Source organism: Lysobacter sp. F6437, from assembly GCF_052547215.1.
Genome location: NZ_JBQWRB010000003.1, coordinates 24,027 through 41,303 on the forward strand (window position 1 = coordinate 24,027; position 17,277 = coordinate 41,303).

The following is a 17,277-nucleotide window of genomic DNA, read 5'->3' on the forward strand; positions in this document are numbered from 1 at the left end:
GCGAGCGGACGATGGCTTCGATCGCGGCTGAAGCCGCTCCTACGGAAGCAACCAACTAGCGATCTACTCGATCAGGACCTGTGCCCGCGCCATGCCTCCGTTGGCCAGTAACGCCAGCAGGGTCGGATTGCTCGGATAGGCCTCGCCGTTGAACTGCAACGCGACGGTGCCGCCCTGGGTGCCGCCGCCGCCGACGCCGACCAGCAGGTCGTGCCAGCCGTTGTGGCGCTGCGGACCGACTGCGATCGGGGCGTGGGTCACGCTGGTCTGGGTGACCAGCCGGTAGCCGTCCTCGCCGCCGTTGTGGAACACCAGCAGCGTGCACCCGCCGCTGCCGCACCAGCTCGGACCATCCAGCAACAGAAGCAGGTCGTCGACGCCATCGCCGTCGAGATCGGCACGGGCATCGCGATAGCCGGGGGTTTCGCTGACCTGCCGGCTTTCCAGGAACGCCGACAACGCGGCATCACGTTGCTGGGCCGGGGTGACCTCCGGTTCCGGCAACGGCAGCGCGATGCCGGCCGACGCGGACGATTGCATGCCGTTTCCGCCGATCTCATGCGCCGGCAGGTCAAATGCCGGCCCGCCTTCGCAGCCCGCCAGCACGACCGGCAACAGGCATGCCGCCAGCGCGAGCAAGCCGGCCTCGAGCAGGCGGATGCGGGCAACGCCGTCGGATTTGCGCATGCAGCGGGTCCTCGCAGCGGGATCCCCTGCAGCCTAGGCGACGGGTTGTCGTCAACGGGTCAATGCCGGTGAGCGCGGCGTCAACGCTTGCGTGTGCTGTCCTGCAGTTCGCGCAACTCGGCCTTCTCCTGCGCCGACAACGCGGCGAAACCGCCCTCGTGGACGATGGCCTGCAACTCGTCGACTCGCTGCATCAGCATCTGCCGGTCGAGCTGGCCGATCGCGTCGAGCAGTTCGTTGCGCCACTTGGCTTCGTCACCCGGCAGCGATTGCGAGGCCAGCTTCTGCAGCGCCTCGTGCTCGGCGCGACCGCTGAAATGCTCGATCAGCGAACCGGTGCTGATGTCGGGTCGCTGGTAGATCAGTTGCAGCAGGTCGACCAGCAGCGGAATGCCCGGCTGCTGCAGCGCGGCGAAGCGGAACGGCGGTTCCAGTTCCAGCGCCAGCGACGGCTGCTGCAGCAGGAACGCGATCGCCGCGCGCACCAGGCTGCGTTTCGGTGCGGGTGTGCCCCGGCCGCTGCGCGCGCGCTGCACCGGCACGTGGGTGTCGGGCGCACTGGCGCGCGCGCCGACGCCGGTCAGCTCGGTCAGGCGCTGCTGCATTAGGTCGGCAAAGGCGCCATCGGGGATCTGCGCGAGCAGCGGCTTGGCGCGCTCGGCCAGCCGGCCCTTGCCCTCCAGCGTGCCCAGGTTGACGTCGGTCCCGAGCGAATCGAACAGGAACTGTGACAGTGCGGTGGCGTCGCGCAGGCGCGCATCGAAACCCTCGGCGCCTTCCTTGCGCACGATCGAATCGGGATCCTCGCCCTCGGGCAGGAACAGGAAGAACGCCTGGCGGCCGTCCTTCATCCGCGGCAGCACCGACTCGACCGCCTTCCACGCCGCGGCGCGGCCGGCGCGGTCGCCGTCGAAGCAGAAGTACACGTCGGGCGCGTTGCGGAACAGCAGCTCGGCATGGTCGGCGGTGGTGGCGGTGCCGAGGGTGGCGACCGCGGTGTCGACGCCGTGCTGGGCGAGGGCGACCACGTCCATGTAGCCCTCGACCACGATCAGCCGCGGGATCTGCTTGTGCGCCTGACGCACCTGCCACAGGCCGTAGAGTTCGCGGCCCTTGTGGAACAGTTCGGTCTCGGGCGAGTTGAGGTACTTGGGGCTGGCGTCTTTATCGAGGACGCGGCCGCCGAACGCGATCGTGCGGCCGCGGCGGTCGTGGATCGGGAACATCACCCGGTCGCGGAACTTGTCGTAGACCCGGCCGCTGTCGTTGCGCGAGAACAGCCCGGCGCGTTCGAGCAGTTTCATCCGCCGCTCGTCGGTACCGAGCGCGTCGCGCAGTGCGTTGAAGCCGTCCGGCGCGTAGCCGATCGAGAAACGCGCGCGGGTGTCGGCATCGACTTGCCGGCCGTCCAGGTAGGCCTGCGCCTTCGAACTTGTCGCCAACTGCTTGCGGAAGAACTGCGCCGCCGCGTCGACGAGGGCGTAGAGGTCCTGGCTGTCCGGGTTTGCGTTGCGCTGGCGGGTATCGCGCGGCACCTCCATCCCGGTCTGCCGCGCCAGTTCCTCGACTGCATCGAGGAACTCCAGGCGGTCGTACTCCATCAGGAACTTGATCGCGGTGCCGTGCGCGCCGCAACCGAAGCAGTGGTAGAACTGCTTGGTCGGCGACACCGTGAAGCTGGGCGAACGTTCGTCATGGAACGGACAACGCGCGGAATACTCCTTGCCCTGCCGCTTCAACGGCACGCGCGCGCCGATCAGCTCGACGATGTCGGCGCGCGCGAGCAGGTCGTCGATGAAGGCGTCGGGGATGCGTGCCATGCGTCTGGGTGTTGGTTCCAAAACCCGCAGCGGGGTTTCTCGCTACGCGGATCGCTAGGATGCCATCGCCGCGGGCAGTGTGCGCATCGATCAGGTCGGTGGGAGGGTGGATCCGGCCGCGGCGCCCGCCCGCTGTCGTTCGGCGAGCTCCTGCGCCAGTCGCCGCTTGACCCGCGCGTATTCGTCCAGCATTGCGGTGATCAACGCGCCGACCAGGAACACCACCGCGCAGTAGTACATCCACACCAGCATCACCACCAGCCCGCCGGCCGGGCCGTAGGCGCTGCCGAGGCTGGCCTGGCCGAGGTACAGCCCGATCGCCCAGCGCCCGAGCATGAACAGGCTGGCGGTCAACGCCCCGCCGAACAGCGCGCGGCGGCGACTCACCGGCCGGTCCGGCAGCAGCCGGTACATCGCCGCGAACACCGCGGCGTAGAGCAGGAACGAGAACGCCGTGGCGAACACCGGCAACAGGTCCGGCAGCCATGTCATCAGCATCGCCAGCGCCGCCTGCACCGCCATCGACACCACCAGCAGGAAGCCGACCGCGATCGCCATGCCGAACGACAGCAGGCGCTTGCGCAGCCACGCCAGCAGGCCGCCGAGCCGGTTGGCGTCGGAGCGGAATACGCGGTTGAGCGCGGCCTGCAACTGGCCGAACACGATCGAGGCGCCGACAAGCAACGCACCGGCGCCAAGCAGCGCCGCCAGCGAACCGGTGCCGGGTTGCTGCTCGGCGTTGGCGACGATCAGGCGCGCGGTGTCCTCGACCTGCGGACCGACCAGCAATCCGATCTGGCGGAAGAACTCGTCCTGCGCCGTCGGGTACAGCGTGGTGGTCAGCCAGAGCAGCATCAGCACCAGCGGCGCCAGCGATAGCAGGGTGTAGAACGACAGTGCCGCGGCGAGGGCGAGGATGTCGTAGTCGAAGAAGCGCTGGACGAACTTGCCCGGCCAGCTCTGTTGCAGCCGTGCCTGCAGCGCGACGACGCGGTCCCGCAGGCCCTGGTCGTCAGGATGGGCGTCGATGTCGGCGGCCTGCGCCGGCGCGGCGCGGGCGTTGTCTTCGTCGGCTCTCGACATGCGGCCCTCGTGATCGGCGCGGTTGCGTCGCAGCCAGTATCGGGCGACGCGGGTTAGCGTCGCGTGGTTTCGGTGGCCGGTGGCCGGCAGGTCGTTAGCGGGACGGGGTTACGCGCTTAGGCGCTGCTTGACCAGCTTCGACACCAGGCCCATGTCGGCCTGGCCGGCCAGCTTCGGCTTGAGCACGCCCATCAGCTTGCCGATGTCGGCTGGCGAGGCGGCGCCGGTCTCGGCGATCGCGGCGTCGATCGCGGCGAGGATCGAAGCTTCGTCGAGCTTGGCCGGCAGGTAGCGTTCGACCACCACGATCTCGTCGCGCTCGACCGCGGCCAGGTCTTCGCGACCGGCGGCTTCGTACTGGCTGACCGAATCGCGGCGCTGCTTGACCATCTTCTCCAGCACGGCCAGTACCTGGGCGTCGTCGAGCTCGATGCGCTCGTCGACTTCCTTCTGCTTGATCGCGGCATTGGCCAGCCGGATCACGCCGAGGCTGTGCTTGTCGCCGCTCTTCATCGCGGCCTTCATGTCGTCGGTGAGGCGTTGCTTGAGGCTCATGGCGGGGTCCTTGCAGTATTGGGGGCGGTAGTGATGGAAGTGCGGTGCGTCGATGGCGGCGGAACGCAAAAAGCCGGCGGCGCTCTCGGCGCGGCCGGCTTTGGCTTTCCTGTGAAGAATCCGGCCTCGGTGGCCGGGTTCCTGCGCAGGATGCGCGCGATCAGTACAGGCGCTGGCGCTTGGTCACGTCGCGCGAGGCGCGGCGGGACTGGCGCTTCACCGCGGCGGCGGCCTTGCGCTTGCGTTCCTGGGTCGGCTTCTCGTAGTACTCGCGCTTGCGGGTCTCGGCGAGGACGCCGGCCTTCTCGCAGGTGCGCTTGAAGCGACGCAGGGCAAACTCGAAAGGCTCGTTTTCGCGGACTTTGACGCTTGGCATACGGTATCTCGGTTCGGGGTGAACAGCCCGGGCAGCCCGGGAGAGCCGCGTATTGTACCGGCGCTGGTTGGCGGTGTGCAAGCTGACGGCAACGGCAACGGCAACGGCAACGGCAACGGCGGGAGCGGGTGGGGTCTCGGCTTCGGGGTGGGCGACGCCCTGCCGGGGTGTTGTCTCCGTCCCCTCCGTCGGGCCATCCATGGCCCGAGCCGGGGAACGCACGCCATCCATGGCGTGCTCTACGCAACACCCCGACAGGACGCCGCGCCGCGGCCCGCCTCAGGGCAGGACTGGCCTGACGAAGGGCTGGAGCAATACCCCCACCGGCCGCCTCCTGCGCCACGATTTCCCGAAGCCGCTTTTGATCCTCGCCAAAGGTCACCGTAGAGCACCCCCGCCCCCGGCCGGGCTACCCTTTACACCCCGCCGCCCCCATATCCACCCGATGAGAGTCCTTGGCATCGAAACCAGTTGCGACGAAACCGGCGTGGCGGTGTACGACACCGACGCCGGCCTGCGCGCGCATGCGCTGTACAGCCAGATCGCGCTGCACGCCGAGTATGGCGGGGTGGTGCCGGAACTGGCCAGCCGCGACCACGTGCGCAAGCTGCTGCCGCTGGTGCGCCAGACCCTGGCCGAGGCGAGGATGGCGGTCGAGGACATCGATGGCGTCGCCTACACCGCGGGGCCGGGGCTGGTCGGCGCGCTGCTGGTCGGCGCCGGGGTCGCGCGGTCGCTGGCATGGGCGCTGGACAAGCCGGCGGTCGCGGTCCACCACATGGAAGGACACCTGCTGGCGCCGCTGATGGAAGGTGATCCGTCCAGCCGCCCGCAGCCGCCGTTCGTGGCGCTGCTGGTGTCAGGCGGCCATACCCAACTGGTCGGGGTCGAGGCGATCGGTCGCTACCGGCTGCTCGGCGAGACCCTCGACGATGCCGCCGGCGAGGCATTCGACAAGACCGCCAAGCTCATGGGCCTGCCGTATCCCGGCGGCCCGCAACTGGCCGCGCTGACGGGGCAGGGCATGGCCGGTGCGTTCAAGTTTCCGAGACCGATGACCAACCGGCCGGGGCTCGACTTCAGCTTCAGCGGGCTCAAGACGCAGGTGCTGCTGGCGTGGCGCGACAGCGACCAGTCGGAGCAGGTTCGCGCCGACATCGCCCGCGCGTTCGAGGAGGCGGTGGTCGACACCCTCGCGATCAAGTGCGAGCGCGCGCTGGACGAAGCCGGTTGCGAGACCCTGGTGGTGGCCGGCGGGGTCGGCGCCAATCGCAGCCTGCGGGCGAAGCTGGAGCAGATCGCCGCGCGCCGCGGCGGCCGGGTGTGCTTCCCGCGAGCGGAGTTCTGCACCGACAACGGCGCGATGATCGCGTTTGCCGGCGCGCTGCGGCTGCAGGCCGGCCAGCATGAGAACGCGTCGGTGATGGTGACGCCGCGCTGGGACATGGCGACGCTGCCGGCGGTGTGAGCACGTTTCACGCGGGGTCCGGGCGTTGTAGGAGCGGCTTCAGCCGCGATCGGATAGTCGTTCGCCCGCGCCGACTTCAGATCGCGGCTGAAGCCGCTCCTACAAGAGCTCCGGCATGCATCAACCAGCTATGGAAATCGCAATGGACAAGGTATTCATCGAAGGCCTGCAGATCGACGCGCTGATAGGCATCTACGACTGGGAGCGGCGCATCCGCCAGCCGCTGGTGTTCGACATCGAGATGGCGTTCGACAACCGCGTCCCGGCCGCCAGCGACGCGATCGATGACACGCTCAACTACAAGGCGGTCAGCAAGCGGGTGATCGAATACGTATCGGCGTCCGAGTTCGGACTGGTCGAGACCCTGGCCGAGCGCGTTGCGGCGATCATCCTCGATGAATTCGACGTGCAGCACGTCACGCTCAAGCTGAGCAAGCCCGGTGCGGTACGCGGTGCGCGCGCGGTCGGGGTGATGATCGAGCGTTCGGCCGCTACCCTGTAGCGATGGAAAATTCCTTCGATCTCAACAACGCGTTGCTGCAGCCGCTGGCCGGCTATCCCCACGCCCTGGCCGCGCTCGGTCTCCTCGCCCTGTTGCTCGGCGCCTGGATCGCCAACTGGCTGACCCGGCAGGTGCTGCTGCGCGTGGTCGGCCGCCTGGCGCAGGCCTCGCCGACGCACTGGGACGATGCGTTGATGTCGCGCCGCGTGCTGGCGCGGCTGGCCAACGTGGTGCCGGCGCTGATCATCCTCGCCGGCATCGGCGCGGTGCCGGGTTTGCCGGAACTGCTGGTCATCGTGGTGCGCAACGTCGCCCAAGCCTACGTCGCGCTGACCATCGCGATGGCGATCGGCAACCTGCTCAACGCACTCAACGACATCTACGAGAAGGACGGCAAGCGTGCCCGCGAGCGGCCGATCAAGGGCTACCTGCAACTGGTCAAGCTGATCGTCTACGTCATTGCCGCGGTGCTGATGGTCGCCGCCCTGATCAATCGGTCGCCACTGGTGTTGCTGACCGGCCTGGGTGCGATGACCGCGGTGGTGATGCTGGTGTTCAAGGACACCATCCTGTCGCTGGTGGCGTCGGTGCAGCTGTCGAGCAACGACATGCTGCGGGTCGACGACTGGATCGAGATGCCCAGCCAGGGCGCCGACGGCGACGTGATCGACATCAGCCTGCACACGGTCAAGGTGCAGAACTGGGACAAGACCATCAGCACCATCCCGACCCACCGGCTGATCAGCGAGAGTTTTCGCAACTGGCGCGGCATGCAGGAGTCGGGCGGCCGGCGGATCAAGCGCTCGTTGCTGATCGACCAGAACTCGGTGCGCTTCCTCGACAAGGCCGAACGCGACCACCTGCGCCGGATCGCGCTGATCGACGGCTACCTCGACGACCAGCGCGCGGAGCTTGAGGAATACAACGCCAAGCTGGAGGCGGCCGGCAAGGATCCGGTCAACAACCGCCGCGCGACCAACCTCGGAACCTTCCGCGCCTACATCACCGCGTACCTGCGCGCGCACCCCGGGGTCAACCAGGACATGACGCTGATGGTGCGCCAGCTAGCGCCCGGGCCGACCGGCTTGCCGATGGAGATCTACTGCTTCTCGGCCGACGTCGGCTGGGTGGCTTACGAGAATCTGGCCGGCGACATCTTCGACCACCTGCTGGCGGTGCTGCCGGAGTTCGGCTTGAAGCTGTACCAGGCGCCCGGCGGCGCCGACGTGGCGGCTGCGCTGGCGCGGCTGGGCGGCGTCGGAGAGGACGCCGCCGCCATGGGTGACGGCACCGATGCACCGGCGGACAATGCGCCACCACCCCCGGGATCGCCCGCGACTGCATGAGCCGCGCCTACCTCAGCCTCGGCAGCAACCTCGAACCGCAGGCCAACCTGCGCAGCGCGATCGACGTGCTGCACCGGCGCTTCGGCACCGTGGTGCTGTCGCCGGTCTACCGTACCCGTGCGGTCGGTTTCGATGGCAATGATTTTCTCAACGCCGCGGCGGTGATCGAGACCGGGCTTGAGCCCACCGCGCTCAACGACTGGCTGCATGCGCTGGAAGATTCGCACGGGCGCGACCGCAGCGGACCGCGACACGGCGATCGCACGCTCGACATCGACATCGTGCTGTTCGACGACCGGGTGCTGTCGGGGCCCGGCAACCTGCGGATCCCGCGGCCGGAATTGCAGCACGCCTTCGTGCTCAAGCCGCTGGTCGACATCGCCGCCGGGGTGATGGTGCCCGGCGACGGGCGAACGCTGGCGCAGCTGTGGGCGGTGCATGCCGAGCGCGATACGGCGTTTGAGGTCGTGTCGCTGTAACTTCGCGGGTGGGGAGCGGCTCCGACCGGACTTCCCGGGGTGTTGTAGGAGCGGCTTCAGCCGCGATCGGATAGTCGTTGGCTCGAACCGACTCCAGATCGCGGCTGAAGCCGCTCCTACAACAGCCGCCCGCCATCCAGGTGCAACACCTGCCCGGTGCTGTACGTCGCATCCTGCAGCAACCAGCGCACCGCCTCGGCGACTTCCTCCGGCGTACCCGTACGGCCCAGCGGCGTGCGCGCCAGCATCGCGTCCTGCGCGGCGCCGTTGCCGTCGCCCTCCGGCCACAGGATCGCACCGGGTGACACCGCGTTGACCCGGACATGCGGCCCCAGTTCCAGCGCCAGCGATTTCGTCATCATCAGCAGCGCCGCCTTGGCCATGCAGTAGACCGTGTGCTGGCGCAGTGGCCGCTCGGCGTAGATGTCGACCAGGTTGACGATCGAACCGCCGCTGGCCTGCAGGTGTGGCGCCGCGGCCTGGGCCAGGAAGAACGGCGCGCGCGCGTTGCTGGCGAACAGCGCTTCCCACTGCGCCGGCGTGGTGGAGCCGACCGCGGTCGGCTGGAAGCCGGAGGCGTTGTTGACCAGCGCGTCGAGCCGGCCGAAGCGGCCCACGGTCTGCGCGAGCAGTTCCGGCAGCCGGTCGAACTCGGCCAGGTCGGCCTGCAGCAGCAGCGTGCTGCCCGGGCGGGCGGCTTCCAGTTCGACGGCCAGCGCGTCGAGCTCGGCGCGCGAGTGGCGGCAGTGCAGCGCGAGGTCGTAACCGGCAGCGTGCAGGGTGCGGGCGATCACCGCGCCGATGCGTCGCGCCGAACCGGTGATCAGGGCGACGGGTGGAGCGGGCATTGGGCCTCCGTTGATGGTGGATTTTCGCGGATTCGGGAGTTGCAGCGCAAAGGGCTCTTGTAGGAGCGGCTTCAGCCGCGATCGGATAATCGTTGACTCGAACCGACTCCAAGTCGCGGCTGAAACCGCTCCTACGCAGGTATCCTGCGCGAGTATCCGGATGGACGCCAACGTGACCGATTTCCAACTGCCATCGCCCGATGCCGACGCACTCGCCCATAGCGCCCGGCTCGATGCCCTGATCGACGCCCAGATCGCCGCCGCCGATGGCGCCGTGATTCCCTTTTCGCGCTTCATGGAGTTGGCCCTGTACGCCCCGGGGCTGGGCTACTACAGTGCCGGCGCCAGCAAGTTCGGCGAGGCCGGCGATTTCGTCACCGCGCCCGAACTGGGCCCGGTGTTCGCCGCCTGCGTGGCCGAGAGCATCGCCCCGGTATTGCAGCAGATCGGGCCACAGGCGCGCGTTCTCGAACTCGGCGGCGGCACCGGCGCCTTCGCCGAGACCGCGCTCAAGCGGCTGTTGGAACTCGATGCGCTGCCCGACCGGTTCGCGATCCTCGAGCCCAGCGCCGAATTGCGCGAGCGCCAGCGCGAGCGCCTTTCGCAGCGCCTGGTGCCGCCACTGTTCGACCTGGTCGAGTGGCTCGACGCGCCATTCGCCGACGACTGGCAGGGCGTGCTGTTCGCCAACGAGGTGATCGATGCGTTGCCGACGCCGCGTTTCGCGATCGAGGCGGGCGAGGTGTACGAGGAGCACGTCGCGATCGAAGCCGGCCAGCGCGTCCGCGTGCTGCGCCCGGCCGATCCGTTCCTGGCCAACGCAGTGCGCCACGTCGAACGAAAACTCGAGCGCACGCTGCCCGACGGCTACCGTTCCGAAGTGCTGCCGCAGTTGCCGTACTGGATCCAGGCGGTCGCCGGCGGCCTGCAGCGCGGCGCCATGCTGTTCGTCGACTACGGCTATCCACGCGCCGAGTACTACCAGCCCGACCGCAGCGACGGCACCCTGCGTGCCTACTACCGCCACCGCATGCACGCCGAACCACTGCTGTGGCCCGGCCTTCAGGACATCACCGCGTCGGTCGACTTCACCGCGCTGGCCGAGGCCGGCGTGGCCGCCGGCTTCGACTTCGCCGGCTATTGCAACCAGGCCAGCTTCCTTCTCGGCAACGGCCTGGCCGGGGTGCTGCAACGCATCGAGAAGATCGACGACGAAGACGAGCGCCAGCGACGCGGCAACGAGGTCAAGCGACTGACCCTGCCCAGCGAGATGGGCGAGCGCTTCCAGGTCATCGGTTTCGAGAAGGACATCGAGTTCGGCGCCGCGTTCCTGGCCGGCGACCTGAGCTACCGATTGTGAGCTCCGCGCAGTCGCCGCGACCGCTGCTGCGCGAGTTCCATCGCCCGGCAACATGGCTGGCCGTATGGGGCATGTTGTTCCTGTTGGTCGCGGTCGGCTCGCTGCTACCGGCGGGCGACTTGCCGACGGTGTCGAACGGCTTCGACAAGGTCGAGCACTTCTTCGGCTACGCACTGCTGTCGGCGTACGCGGTAATGCTGTTCGCGCGGATGCGGCCGCAGGCACTGGCGGCGCTGGGCGTGATCGTCTTCGGCATCGCGATCGAGTTTGCCCAATCGGCGTGGACGGCCGACCGGCTGGGTGACAGCGCCGACGCGATGGCCAACGCGCTGGGTGCATTGGCCGGACTTTGCGTCACGGCCACGCCGATGGCGCGATGGCTGCAGCGACTCGACACACGCCTCGGGTCGCGCGCATAACCACGCCACGCGGTCGGCTCCGTCCGCAGAAAACTGTGACACCCGTCGTTGCCGCTTGCGCGCACGCGCGGCTTGCCGGAGGCTTGCCGCGGAACAGGGGAAGTCCGTCAACCACCTCAAGGAACCGAGCATGTCCGTCATCAACCACACCCGGTTGGCGCTGGGCGTGGCCGCGATACTCGCTGCCCATGCCATCGCGCCCGTCGCATCCGCCCAGCAATCCAGCCCGGCCGACCCGGCGGAGCCCAGCGCAACCAACCTCGACGCGGTACAGGTCACCGGCTCGCGCGTGCGCGGCCGTACCGCCGAGGACACCGCCGCTCCGGTCGACATCATCGGCAAGGAAGAGCTCAACGCCACCGGCGCGCTCGAGGTCGGCCAGATCCTGCAGACGCTGGAACCGTCGTTCAACTTCTCGCGCACCTTCGTCAGCGACGGTTCCGACATCCTGCGACCGGCGACCCTGCGTGCGCTCGGGCCGGACCAGGTGCTGGTGCTCGTCAACGGCCAGCGCCGCCACCAGCAGGCGCTGGTCAACGTGCAGCAGACCATCGGCCGCGGCTCGGCCGGTACCGACATCAACGCGATCCCGCTGTCGGCGATCGAGCGCATCGAAGTGCTGCGCGACGGCGCCGCCGCGCAATACGGCTCCGACGCGATCGCCGGGGTGATCAACATCATCCTCAAGCGCCAGACCGACCACACCGATGTGTCGCTGATGGGTGGCCAGGCCTATGCCGGCGACGGCGAGATCGCCCACGGCTCGGTCAACACCGGCTGGGCGCTCGGCGAAGGATTCGTCAACCTGTCGGCGGAGTACCGCGACCGTGGCGAGACCAATCGCGCCGGCCCTGACAGCCTGCGGGTCAACCCGCCGCGCGTGACCCAGCGCCTGGGCGATTCGGATGCGACCGACGCCTACCTGTGGCTGAACTCCGCGGTGCCGCTGGGCGCCGGCGAGCTGTACGCGTTCGGCGGCCTGTCGCAGCGTGAGGGCAACTCGTCGGGCTTCTTCCGCGGCCCCGACGACAACCGCACGGTGCCCGAGCTGTACCCCGACGGCTTCCTGCCGACCATCCTGACCACGGTCGACGACGCCTCGCTGGCGGCCGGCTACAAGGCGCCACTCGGCGACAGCAGCTGGGACATGGATGTGTCGGTCAACCACGGACGCAGCGAGTTCGGCTTCAGCGAAGGCAACTCGGCCAACGTCAGCTGGTGGTACGAACCGATCGACCCGGCCAATCCCGCCGCCGGGATCTACGGCGAATCGCCGACCACCGCCGACACCGGCACGCTGCGGTTCGACCAGACCACCTTCAACCTCGACTTCACCGGCAGCGTCGAGGGGGTCAACGAGCACCTGCTGTATCTCGCCACCGGCGTGGAATGGCGGCAGGACAACTACGAGATCGAGGCCGGCGACTTCGTGTCCTACAGCTACGGCCGCGGCAACGACCGCGACATCGTGATCACCGGGCAAACCGGCGATGTCGCCCAGCCCGGCATGCAGGGTTTCCCGGGCTTCTCGCCCGACGAGGCGGTCGACGAGGGCCGCCACAGCATGGCGGTGTACTTCGATGCCGAGACCAACCTGACCGGGCGTCTCCTGCTCGGTGGCGCGGTCCGCTTCGAGGACTACTCGGACTTCGGCAACACCACCATCGGCAAGCTGTCGGCACGCTTCGATGCGACCGATGCGTTCGCCGTGCGCGGCACCATGTCGACCGGCTTCCGCGCACCCGGCGTGCAGCAACTGTTCTACAGCCAGCGTTCGACCAACCTCAATGCCGAGGGCGTGCTGACCGACACCCTGACCGCCCGCCAGGACAGTGACGTCACCCGCGCGTTTGGGATCCAGCCGCTGCGCGAGGAAACCTCGACCAGCGGCACGCTCGGTTTCGTCTACACGCCCAACGAGCGTTTGTCGCTGACGATGGACGTATTCCGGATCGACATCGACGACCGCATCATCTTCTCCAGCAACATCCAGCCCGAAGCGGTCGGCACCGATGGCCAGCCGTGCGCGGCCGACAACGGCAACTGCCCGATCAGCGCGATCCTCGACCCGATCGGGGTCGGCCAGGTGCTGTTCTTCACCAACGCGATCGACACCCGCACCACCGGCGTCGACTTCGTCGCCAACCACAACACCGCGTTCGATGGCGGGGCCACGCTCGACCTGACCGCGCTCGTCCACTTCAACAAGACCGAAGTGCTGGAGCGCCGCTCGCAGTCACCGATCCTGTCGCCGGAGCAACTGTTCGACGACCCGCAGGTGACCCTGATCGAACAGGGCCAACCGCGCGCGCACCATGTGCTGCAGGCGGTGTACGAAACCGGTGCGTGGCAGTGGACTGCACGCGGGAACTACTTCGGCTCGGTCAGCGGTGAAGGCTTCACGCCGGGCGTCAAGCAGACCTGGGGCGGCAAGGCGCTGTTCGATCTCGGCGTGCGCTACGCGGTCAGCGACAGCCTCAAGCTCAGTGTCGGCGGCAACAACATCTTCGACGAGTACCCGGACAAGTGGGATCCGGTGACCGGCGCGCCGTTCCCGCAGATGGGTTTCAAGTACGGCTGGGAGACGATGCCGTTCGGCATGAACGGCGGCAGCTGGTATGTACGGATGGACTACCGTTTCTGATGGCGTTGGCCGGGTGGTTTCCGGGCCGCCCGGCCATCGATGAGATGCCTCGTGTAGGAGCGACGTAAGTCGCGATCGCACGGCGATCCCGGGTGTCGAGGAAATCGCGACTTACGTCGCTCCTACACTGGGAGGGAATTTCGGTCGACGGGGATTACAGCTTCTTCCCGGTCGCGGCAGCCACCGCAACGATCCGCGCCTTGCGCATCGCCTCCCCGATCGCCGGACCTTCCAGTCCGGCCGGCAGGTCGACCGCACGCACCGCGCGCGCGGCGGCATGCGCGGCACGCAGGGCGTCGGCCTGTGGGTAGGGCTGGTCCTGCAGCCCCGCACGACCCCGTTTGTCGGCTTCGCAGACGGTGGCGAGCTGTCCGATCCGCTCCGGCTTGCGAAACCCGTCGCAACGTTCGATCAGCTTCACCGCGGTACTCGCGCGCAATTCGTCGAACCGGTGCACGTTGAGGTGCTCGCGGCACGCAATCTCGGCCAGCTGGCGGTGCCCGGTGGGAATCTTCAGGCGCTCGCACAGTTTCCGCAGCGGAGCGACGCCGGCCTGCTCGTGGCCGATGTGCTTCGGCAGCACATCGTCGGGCGTCAGCGCCTTGCCGAGGTCATGGGTCAGCGCGGCAAAGCCGATCAGGTCGTCACCGGGCGCAAGCTTGGCGGCCATGTCGCAGACCAGCTCGACATGCACACCGGTATCGACTTCCGGATGGTATTCCGCGCGCTGCGGCACGCCATACAGCGCATCGACCTCCGGCAGCACCACCGCCAGCGCGCCGCAATCGTGCAGCGTGCGCAGGAACGCCGACGGACGTTCACTGGCGATCGCACGGCGCAGCTCCTGCCACACGCGTTCCGGCACCAGCTCGGCCAGTTCGCCGGACTCGACCATCGTCCCCATCAACGCCATCGTTTCGTCGGCGACGCGGAAGCCGAGCGTCGCGAACCGCGCCATGAACCGCGCCGCACGCAACACCCGCAGCGGATCCTCGACGAACGCGTCGCCGACATGCCGCAGCACCCGCGCCTCGATATCGCGCGCGCCGCCGAACGGATCGACCAGCCCGCCGTCCGCTTCCTGCGCGATCGCATTGATGGTGAAGTCGCGACGGCTCAGGTCCTGCTCCAGCGTCACCGAAGGATCCGCATCAACCACGAAGCCTCGGTAACCACGGCCCGACTTGCGCTCCGTCCGCGCCAGCGCATATTCCTCGCCGCTGTCGGGATGCAGGAACACCGGGAAGTCCCACCCGACCGGTTTGAAGCCGGCCGCTTCCATCGATGCCTGTGTTTCCCCGACCACCACCCAGTCGCGATCCCCCGGCTCCAGCCCGAGCAATCGATCGCGTACCGCACCGCCGACAAGAAAGGTCTTCATGGAAATCATGATGCCTGCCGACCGCTCCTGATGCCCGATCCGCGAGATAGCGCAGGAGGCGCGCGAGGGGGCATTGCGGAGAGCCGGCCATGGATGGCCGGCGGCCCGACTAAAGGCAGGACAGCCGTCCGGAGGGCGCAGCAATGCCCCCTCGCGCGCCTCCTGCGCGGACTCCGAGGCCCGGAATTACTCCCAGCCGCCAGCCCCGCGAGTTACGAACTACCCGCAGGGCACTCGAACTGCTTGCGCGGTCCGTCCGTGCGCCCCTCGATGCGATCGCTCAACCTCAACGCATCACCATCCAGCAGCCAGTCATAGATCACACTGAAAGCCAGCACCCGCGCTACGTAATCGCGGGTCTCGGCATAGCTGATCGTCTCGATCCAGAAGTCCGGATCCATCCCCGGCCGCTGCGACTGCCAGCGCGCCAGCGGCGTCGGCCCGGCGTTATAGCCGGCCATCGCGAAGTAGGGCTTGTTGCCGTATTCGTCGAGCATCTGCCGCAGGTACGCCGTGCCGAGCACGATGTTGGTGTCCGCGTCGTACAGACTCTGCGTCCCACCCCAGGGCTGTCCGATCCGGCGCGCGACCGCCGCGCCCGTGGCCGGCAAAACCTGCATCAGGCCCATCGCATTGGCACCGGAGCGCGCCTTCGGGTTGAAGATGCTTTCGGCGCGTATCTCGGCCGCGACCCAGGCCGGATCGATAGCGTTGCGTTCGGCCTCGCGGCGGATCGTCGCGTCGTGGTGCAGCGGGAAACGCAGCGTATAGAGCTGCCGCTCGCGCGGACCGCTGCCCAGCGCGAACACCGCGCGGTCGAACCAGCCGTTGGCTTGCGCGATCTTGACCGCGAGCTGGCGCTGGGTGTCGCTGAAACCTTCGGTCGCCTCGGCCCATTCCTCCACCGCCCAGCCATGGCGGCCGAGCAGGTGCAGCCCTATCGCGCGCTGCAAGGCGGGGTTGTTGGCGACCGTGGCGAGCGTTGCGGCGTCGGCCTGCACTTCCCACGGACACAGCGCATACGGCTGGTCGATGCGGTCGGCGGCGAGGAAGCCGTGGAACTCGGGTTCGCGCGCGGCAGCGGCATAGCGCGCCCGTGCGGTGGCCTTGTCGCCGGTCAGCTCGGCCAGCCGGCCTTCGAAGTATTCATAGGTCGAGTCGCTGCGCTGCTCGTCGCCCATCTTGCGGATCGCGACGAGTGCAGCCGGCCAGTCGGAGCGCGACATCGCTTCGCGCACGCGCCACTCGTGCAGGCGCGGGTCGTAACTGGCGGCGGGCACGGCGTTGAGCCGGCGCTCGGAGTCGGGCAGGTACGAGGCCACCGTCCACAGCGCGATCATGTACATCGCGCGGCCGCGGTCGGCCTCGGTGAAACCCAGCGCGCTGGCGTACTGTGGCAGCAGCGCCTCGGCACGGTCCGGATCGGCCTTGCCCAGCTTGGCCAGGCCCTGCGACGCGACCAGCCGGCTGCGGTCGGTCTTCGGCCAGGACAGCGCGCGCGGGTGCGGTGCGTCGATGAAGGCGGCGTAATCGTCTGCCAGCGCCTGTTGATCGGCCGGCAGGCCACGCGCCGAGGCACGCATCACGCCGGGTTGCCATTCGTTGGCGGCTTCCTCGATCCGCTGCCAGCGCATCGCGTCGGTCAGGCCGCCGCGTTCGGCGAGCGCGTTGAAGACGGGATCGCAGTCGTCGGGCAACGATTTGCCCTCGCTGCCGTTCCAGATCGCCTGTGCATCGCTCGTCCACTGCGCATTGGTGCGTCCGAGCGTGCGTTGCGCATCCAGCCGCGCGCACCGCAGCTTGGTGCTGGTCACCTCGTCATCCCAGGCCTTGAGGAAGGCGGCGGGATCCTCGCGGCGTGCGCTTGCGGCCAACCACAACTCGCGGAATTCCTCGGCCACCGCCTCGCCCTTGTAGCGCTGCAGGAAGTCGGTTGCGCGTGCTTCGGTCACGTCATCGATGTTGCGACGCAGGCTGGCGTATTCGACCCAGCGGTACAGCGGATGGTCGGCAAGGTCGCCGTAGCTGGTGGCGTCGAAGTTGCCGAGTTCGGCGGCCTGGATCGCGGCGGCGACGCGTGCCTGTCGCGGATCGACCTGCGGCTTGATCGGCGCGCCCGGGCGCGGCTTCTGCACTGGCGCGCTGGCGACCTGTTGCGCGGGCGGTACCGGCGTGGACTGGGCACAGGCGATGGTCGCGAACGACGTCGCAAGTGCGGCGAGTACGATTGGCAGCGGGCGGGGGAGCATCGGCCGACTATAACGGGGCGAGAATGAACGCCTGCGCCCGATTTTTTCACGCCACGAACC

The 17,277-nt window shown here is 68.4% G+C and carries 15 protein-coding genes; 7 read left to right on the forward strand and 8 right to left on the reverse strand.

Features of this window, described 5'->3' with window-relative positions; translation table 11 throughout:
- Positions 1 to 63 precede the first annotated feature (63 nt).
- The 5 genes from ACT9F5_RS10280 to rpsU form a co-directional block, all read right to left on the reverse strand.
- Positions 64 to 687 (reverse strand): hypothetical protein, encoded by a 624-nt coding sequence (locus ACT9F5_RS10280; RefSeq protein ID WP_445119863.1) that lies wholly within the window; start codon positions 685 to 687, stop codon positions 64 to 66.
- A gap of 80 nt (positions 688 to 767) precedes the next feature.
- Positions 768 to 2,507, reverse strand: a complete 1,740-nt coding sequence (gene dnaG, locus ACT9F5_RS10285) for a DNA primase (RefSeq protein WP_445119864.1) — start codon at positions 2,505 to 2,507, stop codon at positions 768 to 770.
- Positions 2,508 to 2,597: 90 nt separating this feature from the next.
- Positions 2,598 to 3,590: a YhjD/YihY/BrkB family envelope integrity protein gene (locus ACT9F5_RS10290; protein ID WP_445119865.1), complete on the reverse strand. Its 993-nt coding sequence runs from the start codon at positions 3,588 to 3,590 to the stop codon at positions 2,598 to 2,600.
- Between the two features lie 108 nt (positions 3,591 to 3,698).
- Positions 3,699 to 4,145 carry a GatB/YqeY domain-containing protein gene (locus ACT9F5_RS10295; protein ID WP_445119866.1) on the reverse strand — a complete coding sequence of 149 codons (447 nt, stop codon included), beginning with the start codon at positions 4,143 to 4,145 and terminating at the stop codon, positions 3,699 to 3,701.
- 160 nt (positions 4,146 to 4,305) lie between these two features.
- A complete protein-coding gene (gene rpsU, locus ACT9F5_RS10300) occupies positions 4,306 to 4,521 on the reverse strand; it encodes a 30S ribosomal protein S21 (RefSeq protein ID WP_078758802.1) in 216 nt (71 codons plus the stop codon).
- Positions 4,522 to 4,966: 445 nt separating this feature from the next.
- On the opposite strand from rpsU, the gene tsaD reads away from it, so the two are divergent.
- The 4 genes from tsaD to folK all read left to right on the forward strand — a co-directional run bounded on the left by tsaD (position 4,967) and on the right by folK (position 8,316).
- A complete protein-coding gene (tsaD, locus tag ACT9F5_RS10305; protein ID WP_445119867.1) occupies positions 4,967 to 5,989 on the forward strand; it encodes a tRNA (adenosine(37)-N6)-threonylcarbamoyltransferase complex transferase subunit TsaD in 1,023 nt (340 codons plus the stop codon).
- 142 nt (positions 5,990 to 6,131) lie between these two features.
- The gene (gene folB / locus ACT9F5_RS10310; RefSeq protein WP_445119868.1) at positions 6,132 to 6,491 is read left to right on the forward strand and encodes a dihydroneopterin aldolase; all 360 of its coding nucleotides are present in this window, start codon (positions 6,132 to 6,134) and stop codon (positions 6,489 to 6,491) included.
- Between the two features lie 2 nt (positions 6,492 to 6,493).
- Entirely contained in the window at positions 6,494 to 7,837 is a 1,344-nt protein-coding gene (locus ACT9F5_RS10315) for a mechanosensitive ion channel domain-containing protein (RefSeq protein WP_445119869.1), read from the forward strand.
- Complete coding sequence (folK, locus tag ACT9F5_RS10320) at positions 7,834 to 8,316, forward strand: 2-amino-4-hydroxy-6-hydroxymethyldihydropteridine diphosphokinase (protein ID WP_445119870.1); 483 nt, start codon at positions 7,834 to 7,836, stop codon at positions 8,314 to 8,316. The genes ACT9F5_RS10315 and folK overlap by 4 nt, the downstream gene beginning before the upstream one ends.
- Positions 8,317 to 8,432: 116 nt before the next feature.
- Here folK and ACT9F5_RS10325 read toward each other — a convergent pair whose 3' ends face one another.
- Positions 8,433 to 9,164 carry a pteridine reductase gene (locus ACT9F5_RS10325; protein WP_445119871.1) on the reverse strand — a complete coding sequence of 244 codons (732 nt, stop codon included), beginning with the start codon at positions 9,162 to 9,164 and terminating at the stop codon, positions 8,433 to 8,435.
- A gap of 160 nt (positions 9,165 to 9,324) precedes the next feature.
- Between ACT9F5_RS10325 and ACT9F5_RS10330 the strand changes: the two genes are divergently transcribed.
- The 3 genes from ACT9F5_RS10330 (at position 9,325) to ACT9F5_RS10340 (ending at position 13,587) form a co-directional block, all read left to right on the forward strand.
- Positions 9,325 to 10,524, forward strand: coding sequence for an SAM-dependent methyltransferase (locus ACT9F5_RS10330; protein WP_445119872.1), 1,200 nt, complete (start codon positions 9,325 to 9,327; stop codon positions 10,522 to 10,524).
- A complete protein-coding gene (locus tag ACT9F5_RS10335; protein WP_445119873.1) occupies positions 10,521 to 10,943 on the forward strand; it encodes a VanZ family protein in 423 nt (140 codons plus the stop codon). Before ACT9F5_RS10330 ends, ACT9F5_RS10335 begins: the two co-directional genes overlap by 4 nt.
- Positions 10,944 to 11,073: 130 nt before the next feature.
- The gene (locus ACT9F5_RS10340; protein ID WP_445119874.1) at positions 11,074 to 13,587 is read left to right on the forward strand and encodes a TonB-dependent receptor domain-containing protein; all 2,514 of its coding nucleotides are present in this window, start codon (positions 11,074 to 11,076) and stop codon (positions 13,585 to 13,587) included.
- A 154-nt stretch (positions 13,588 to 13,741) separates the two neighbouring features.
- On the opposite strand, the gene ACT9F5_RS10345 is transcribed toward ACT9F5_RS10340, so the two are convergent.
- Both ACT9F5_RS10345 and ACT9F5_RS10350 read right to left on the reverse strand, forming a co-directional pair.
- Positions 13,742 to 14,968 carry a multifunctional CCA addition/repair protein gene (locus tag ACT9F5_RS10345; protein ID WP_445119875.1) on the reverse strand — a complete coding sequence of 409 codons (1,227 nt, stop codon included), beginning with the start codon at positions 14,966 to 14,968 and terminating at the stop codon, positions 13,742 to 13,744.
- 212 nt (positions 14,969 to 15,180) lie between these two features.
- Positions 15,181 to 17,217 carry a transglycosylase SLT domain-containing protein gene (locus tag ACT9F5_RS10350; RefSeq protein WP_445119876.1) on the reverse strand — a complete coding sequence of 679 codons (2,037 nt, stop codon included), beginning with the start codon at positions 17,215 to 17,217 and terminating at the stop codon, positions 15,181 to 15,183.
- Positions 17,218 to 17,277 lie beyond the last annotated feature (60 nt).

What these genes read in the sequence shown, in the direction of transcription:
- ACT9F5_RS10280 (WP_445119863.1), bottom strand. Translation starts at nt 687, where the DNA reads ATGCGCAAATCCGACGGCGTTGCCCGCATCCGCCTGCTCGAGGCCGGC.
- dnaG (WP_445119864.1), bottom strand. Translation starts at nt 2,507, where the DNA reads ATGGCACGCATCCCCGACGCCTTCATCGACGACCTGCTCGCGCGCGCC.
- ACT9F5_RS10290 (WP_445119865.1), bottom strand. Translation starts at nt 3,590, where the DNA reads ATGTCGAGAGCCGACGAAGACAACGCCCGCGCCGCGCCGGCGCAGGCC.
- ACT9F5_RS10295 (WP_445119866.1), bottom strand. Translation starts at nt 4,145, where the DNA reads ATGAGCCTCAAGCAACGCCTCACCGACGACATGAAGGCCGCGATGAAG.
- rpsU (WP_078758802.1), bottom strand. Translation starts at nt 4,521, where the DNA reads ATGCCAAGCGTCAAAGTCCGCGAAAACGAGCCTTTCGAGTTTGCCCTG.
- tsaD (WP_445119867.1), top strand. Translation starts at nt 4,967, where the DNA reads ATGAGAGTCCTTGGCATCGAAACCAGTTGCGACGAAACCGGCGTGGCG.
- folB (WP_445119868.1), top strand. Translation starts at nt 6,132, where the DNA reads ATGGACAAGGTATTCATCGAAGGCCTGCAGATCGACGCGCTGATAGGC.
- ACT9F5_RS10315 (WP_445119869.1), top strand. Translation starts at nt 6,494, where the DNA reads ATGGAAAATTCCTTCGATCTCAACAACGCGTTGCTGCAGCCGCTGGCC.
- folK (WP_445119870.1), top strand. Translation starts at nt 7,834, where the DNA reads ATGAGCCGCGCCTACCTCAGCCTCGGCAGCAACCTCGAACCGCAGGCC.
- ACT9F5_RS10325 (WP_445119871.1), bottom strand. Translation starts at nt 9,164, where the DNA reads ATGCCCGCTCCACCCGTCGCCCTGATCACCGGTTCGGCGCGACGCATC.
- ACT9F5_RS10330 (WP_445119872.1), top strand. Translation starts at nt 9,325, where the DNA reads ATGGACGCCAACGTGACCGATTTCCAACTGCCATCGCCCGATGCCGAC.
- ACT9F5_RS10340 (WP_445119874.1), top strand. Translation starts at nt 11,074, where the DNA reads ATGTCCGTCATCAACCACACCCGGTTGGCGCTGGGCGTGGCCGCGATA.
- ACT9F5_RS10345 (WP_445119875.1), bottom strand. Translation starts at nt 14,968, where the DNA reads ATGAAGACCTTTCTTGTCGGCGGTGCGGTACGCGATCGATTGCTCGGG.
- ACT9F5_RS10350 (WP_445119876.1), bottom strand. Translation starts at nt 17,217, where the DNA reads ATGCTCCCCCGCCCGCTGCCAATCGTACTCGCCGCACTTGCGACGTCG.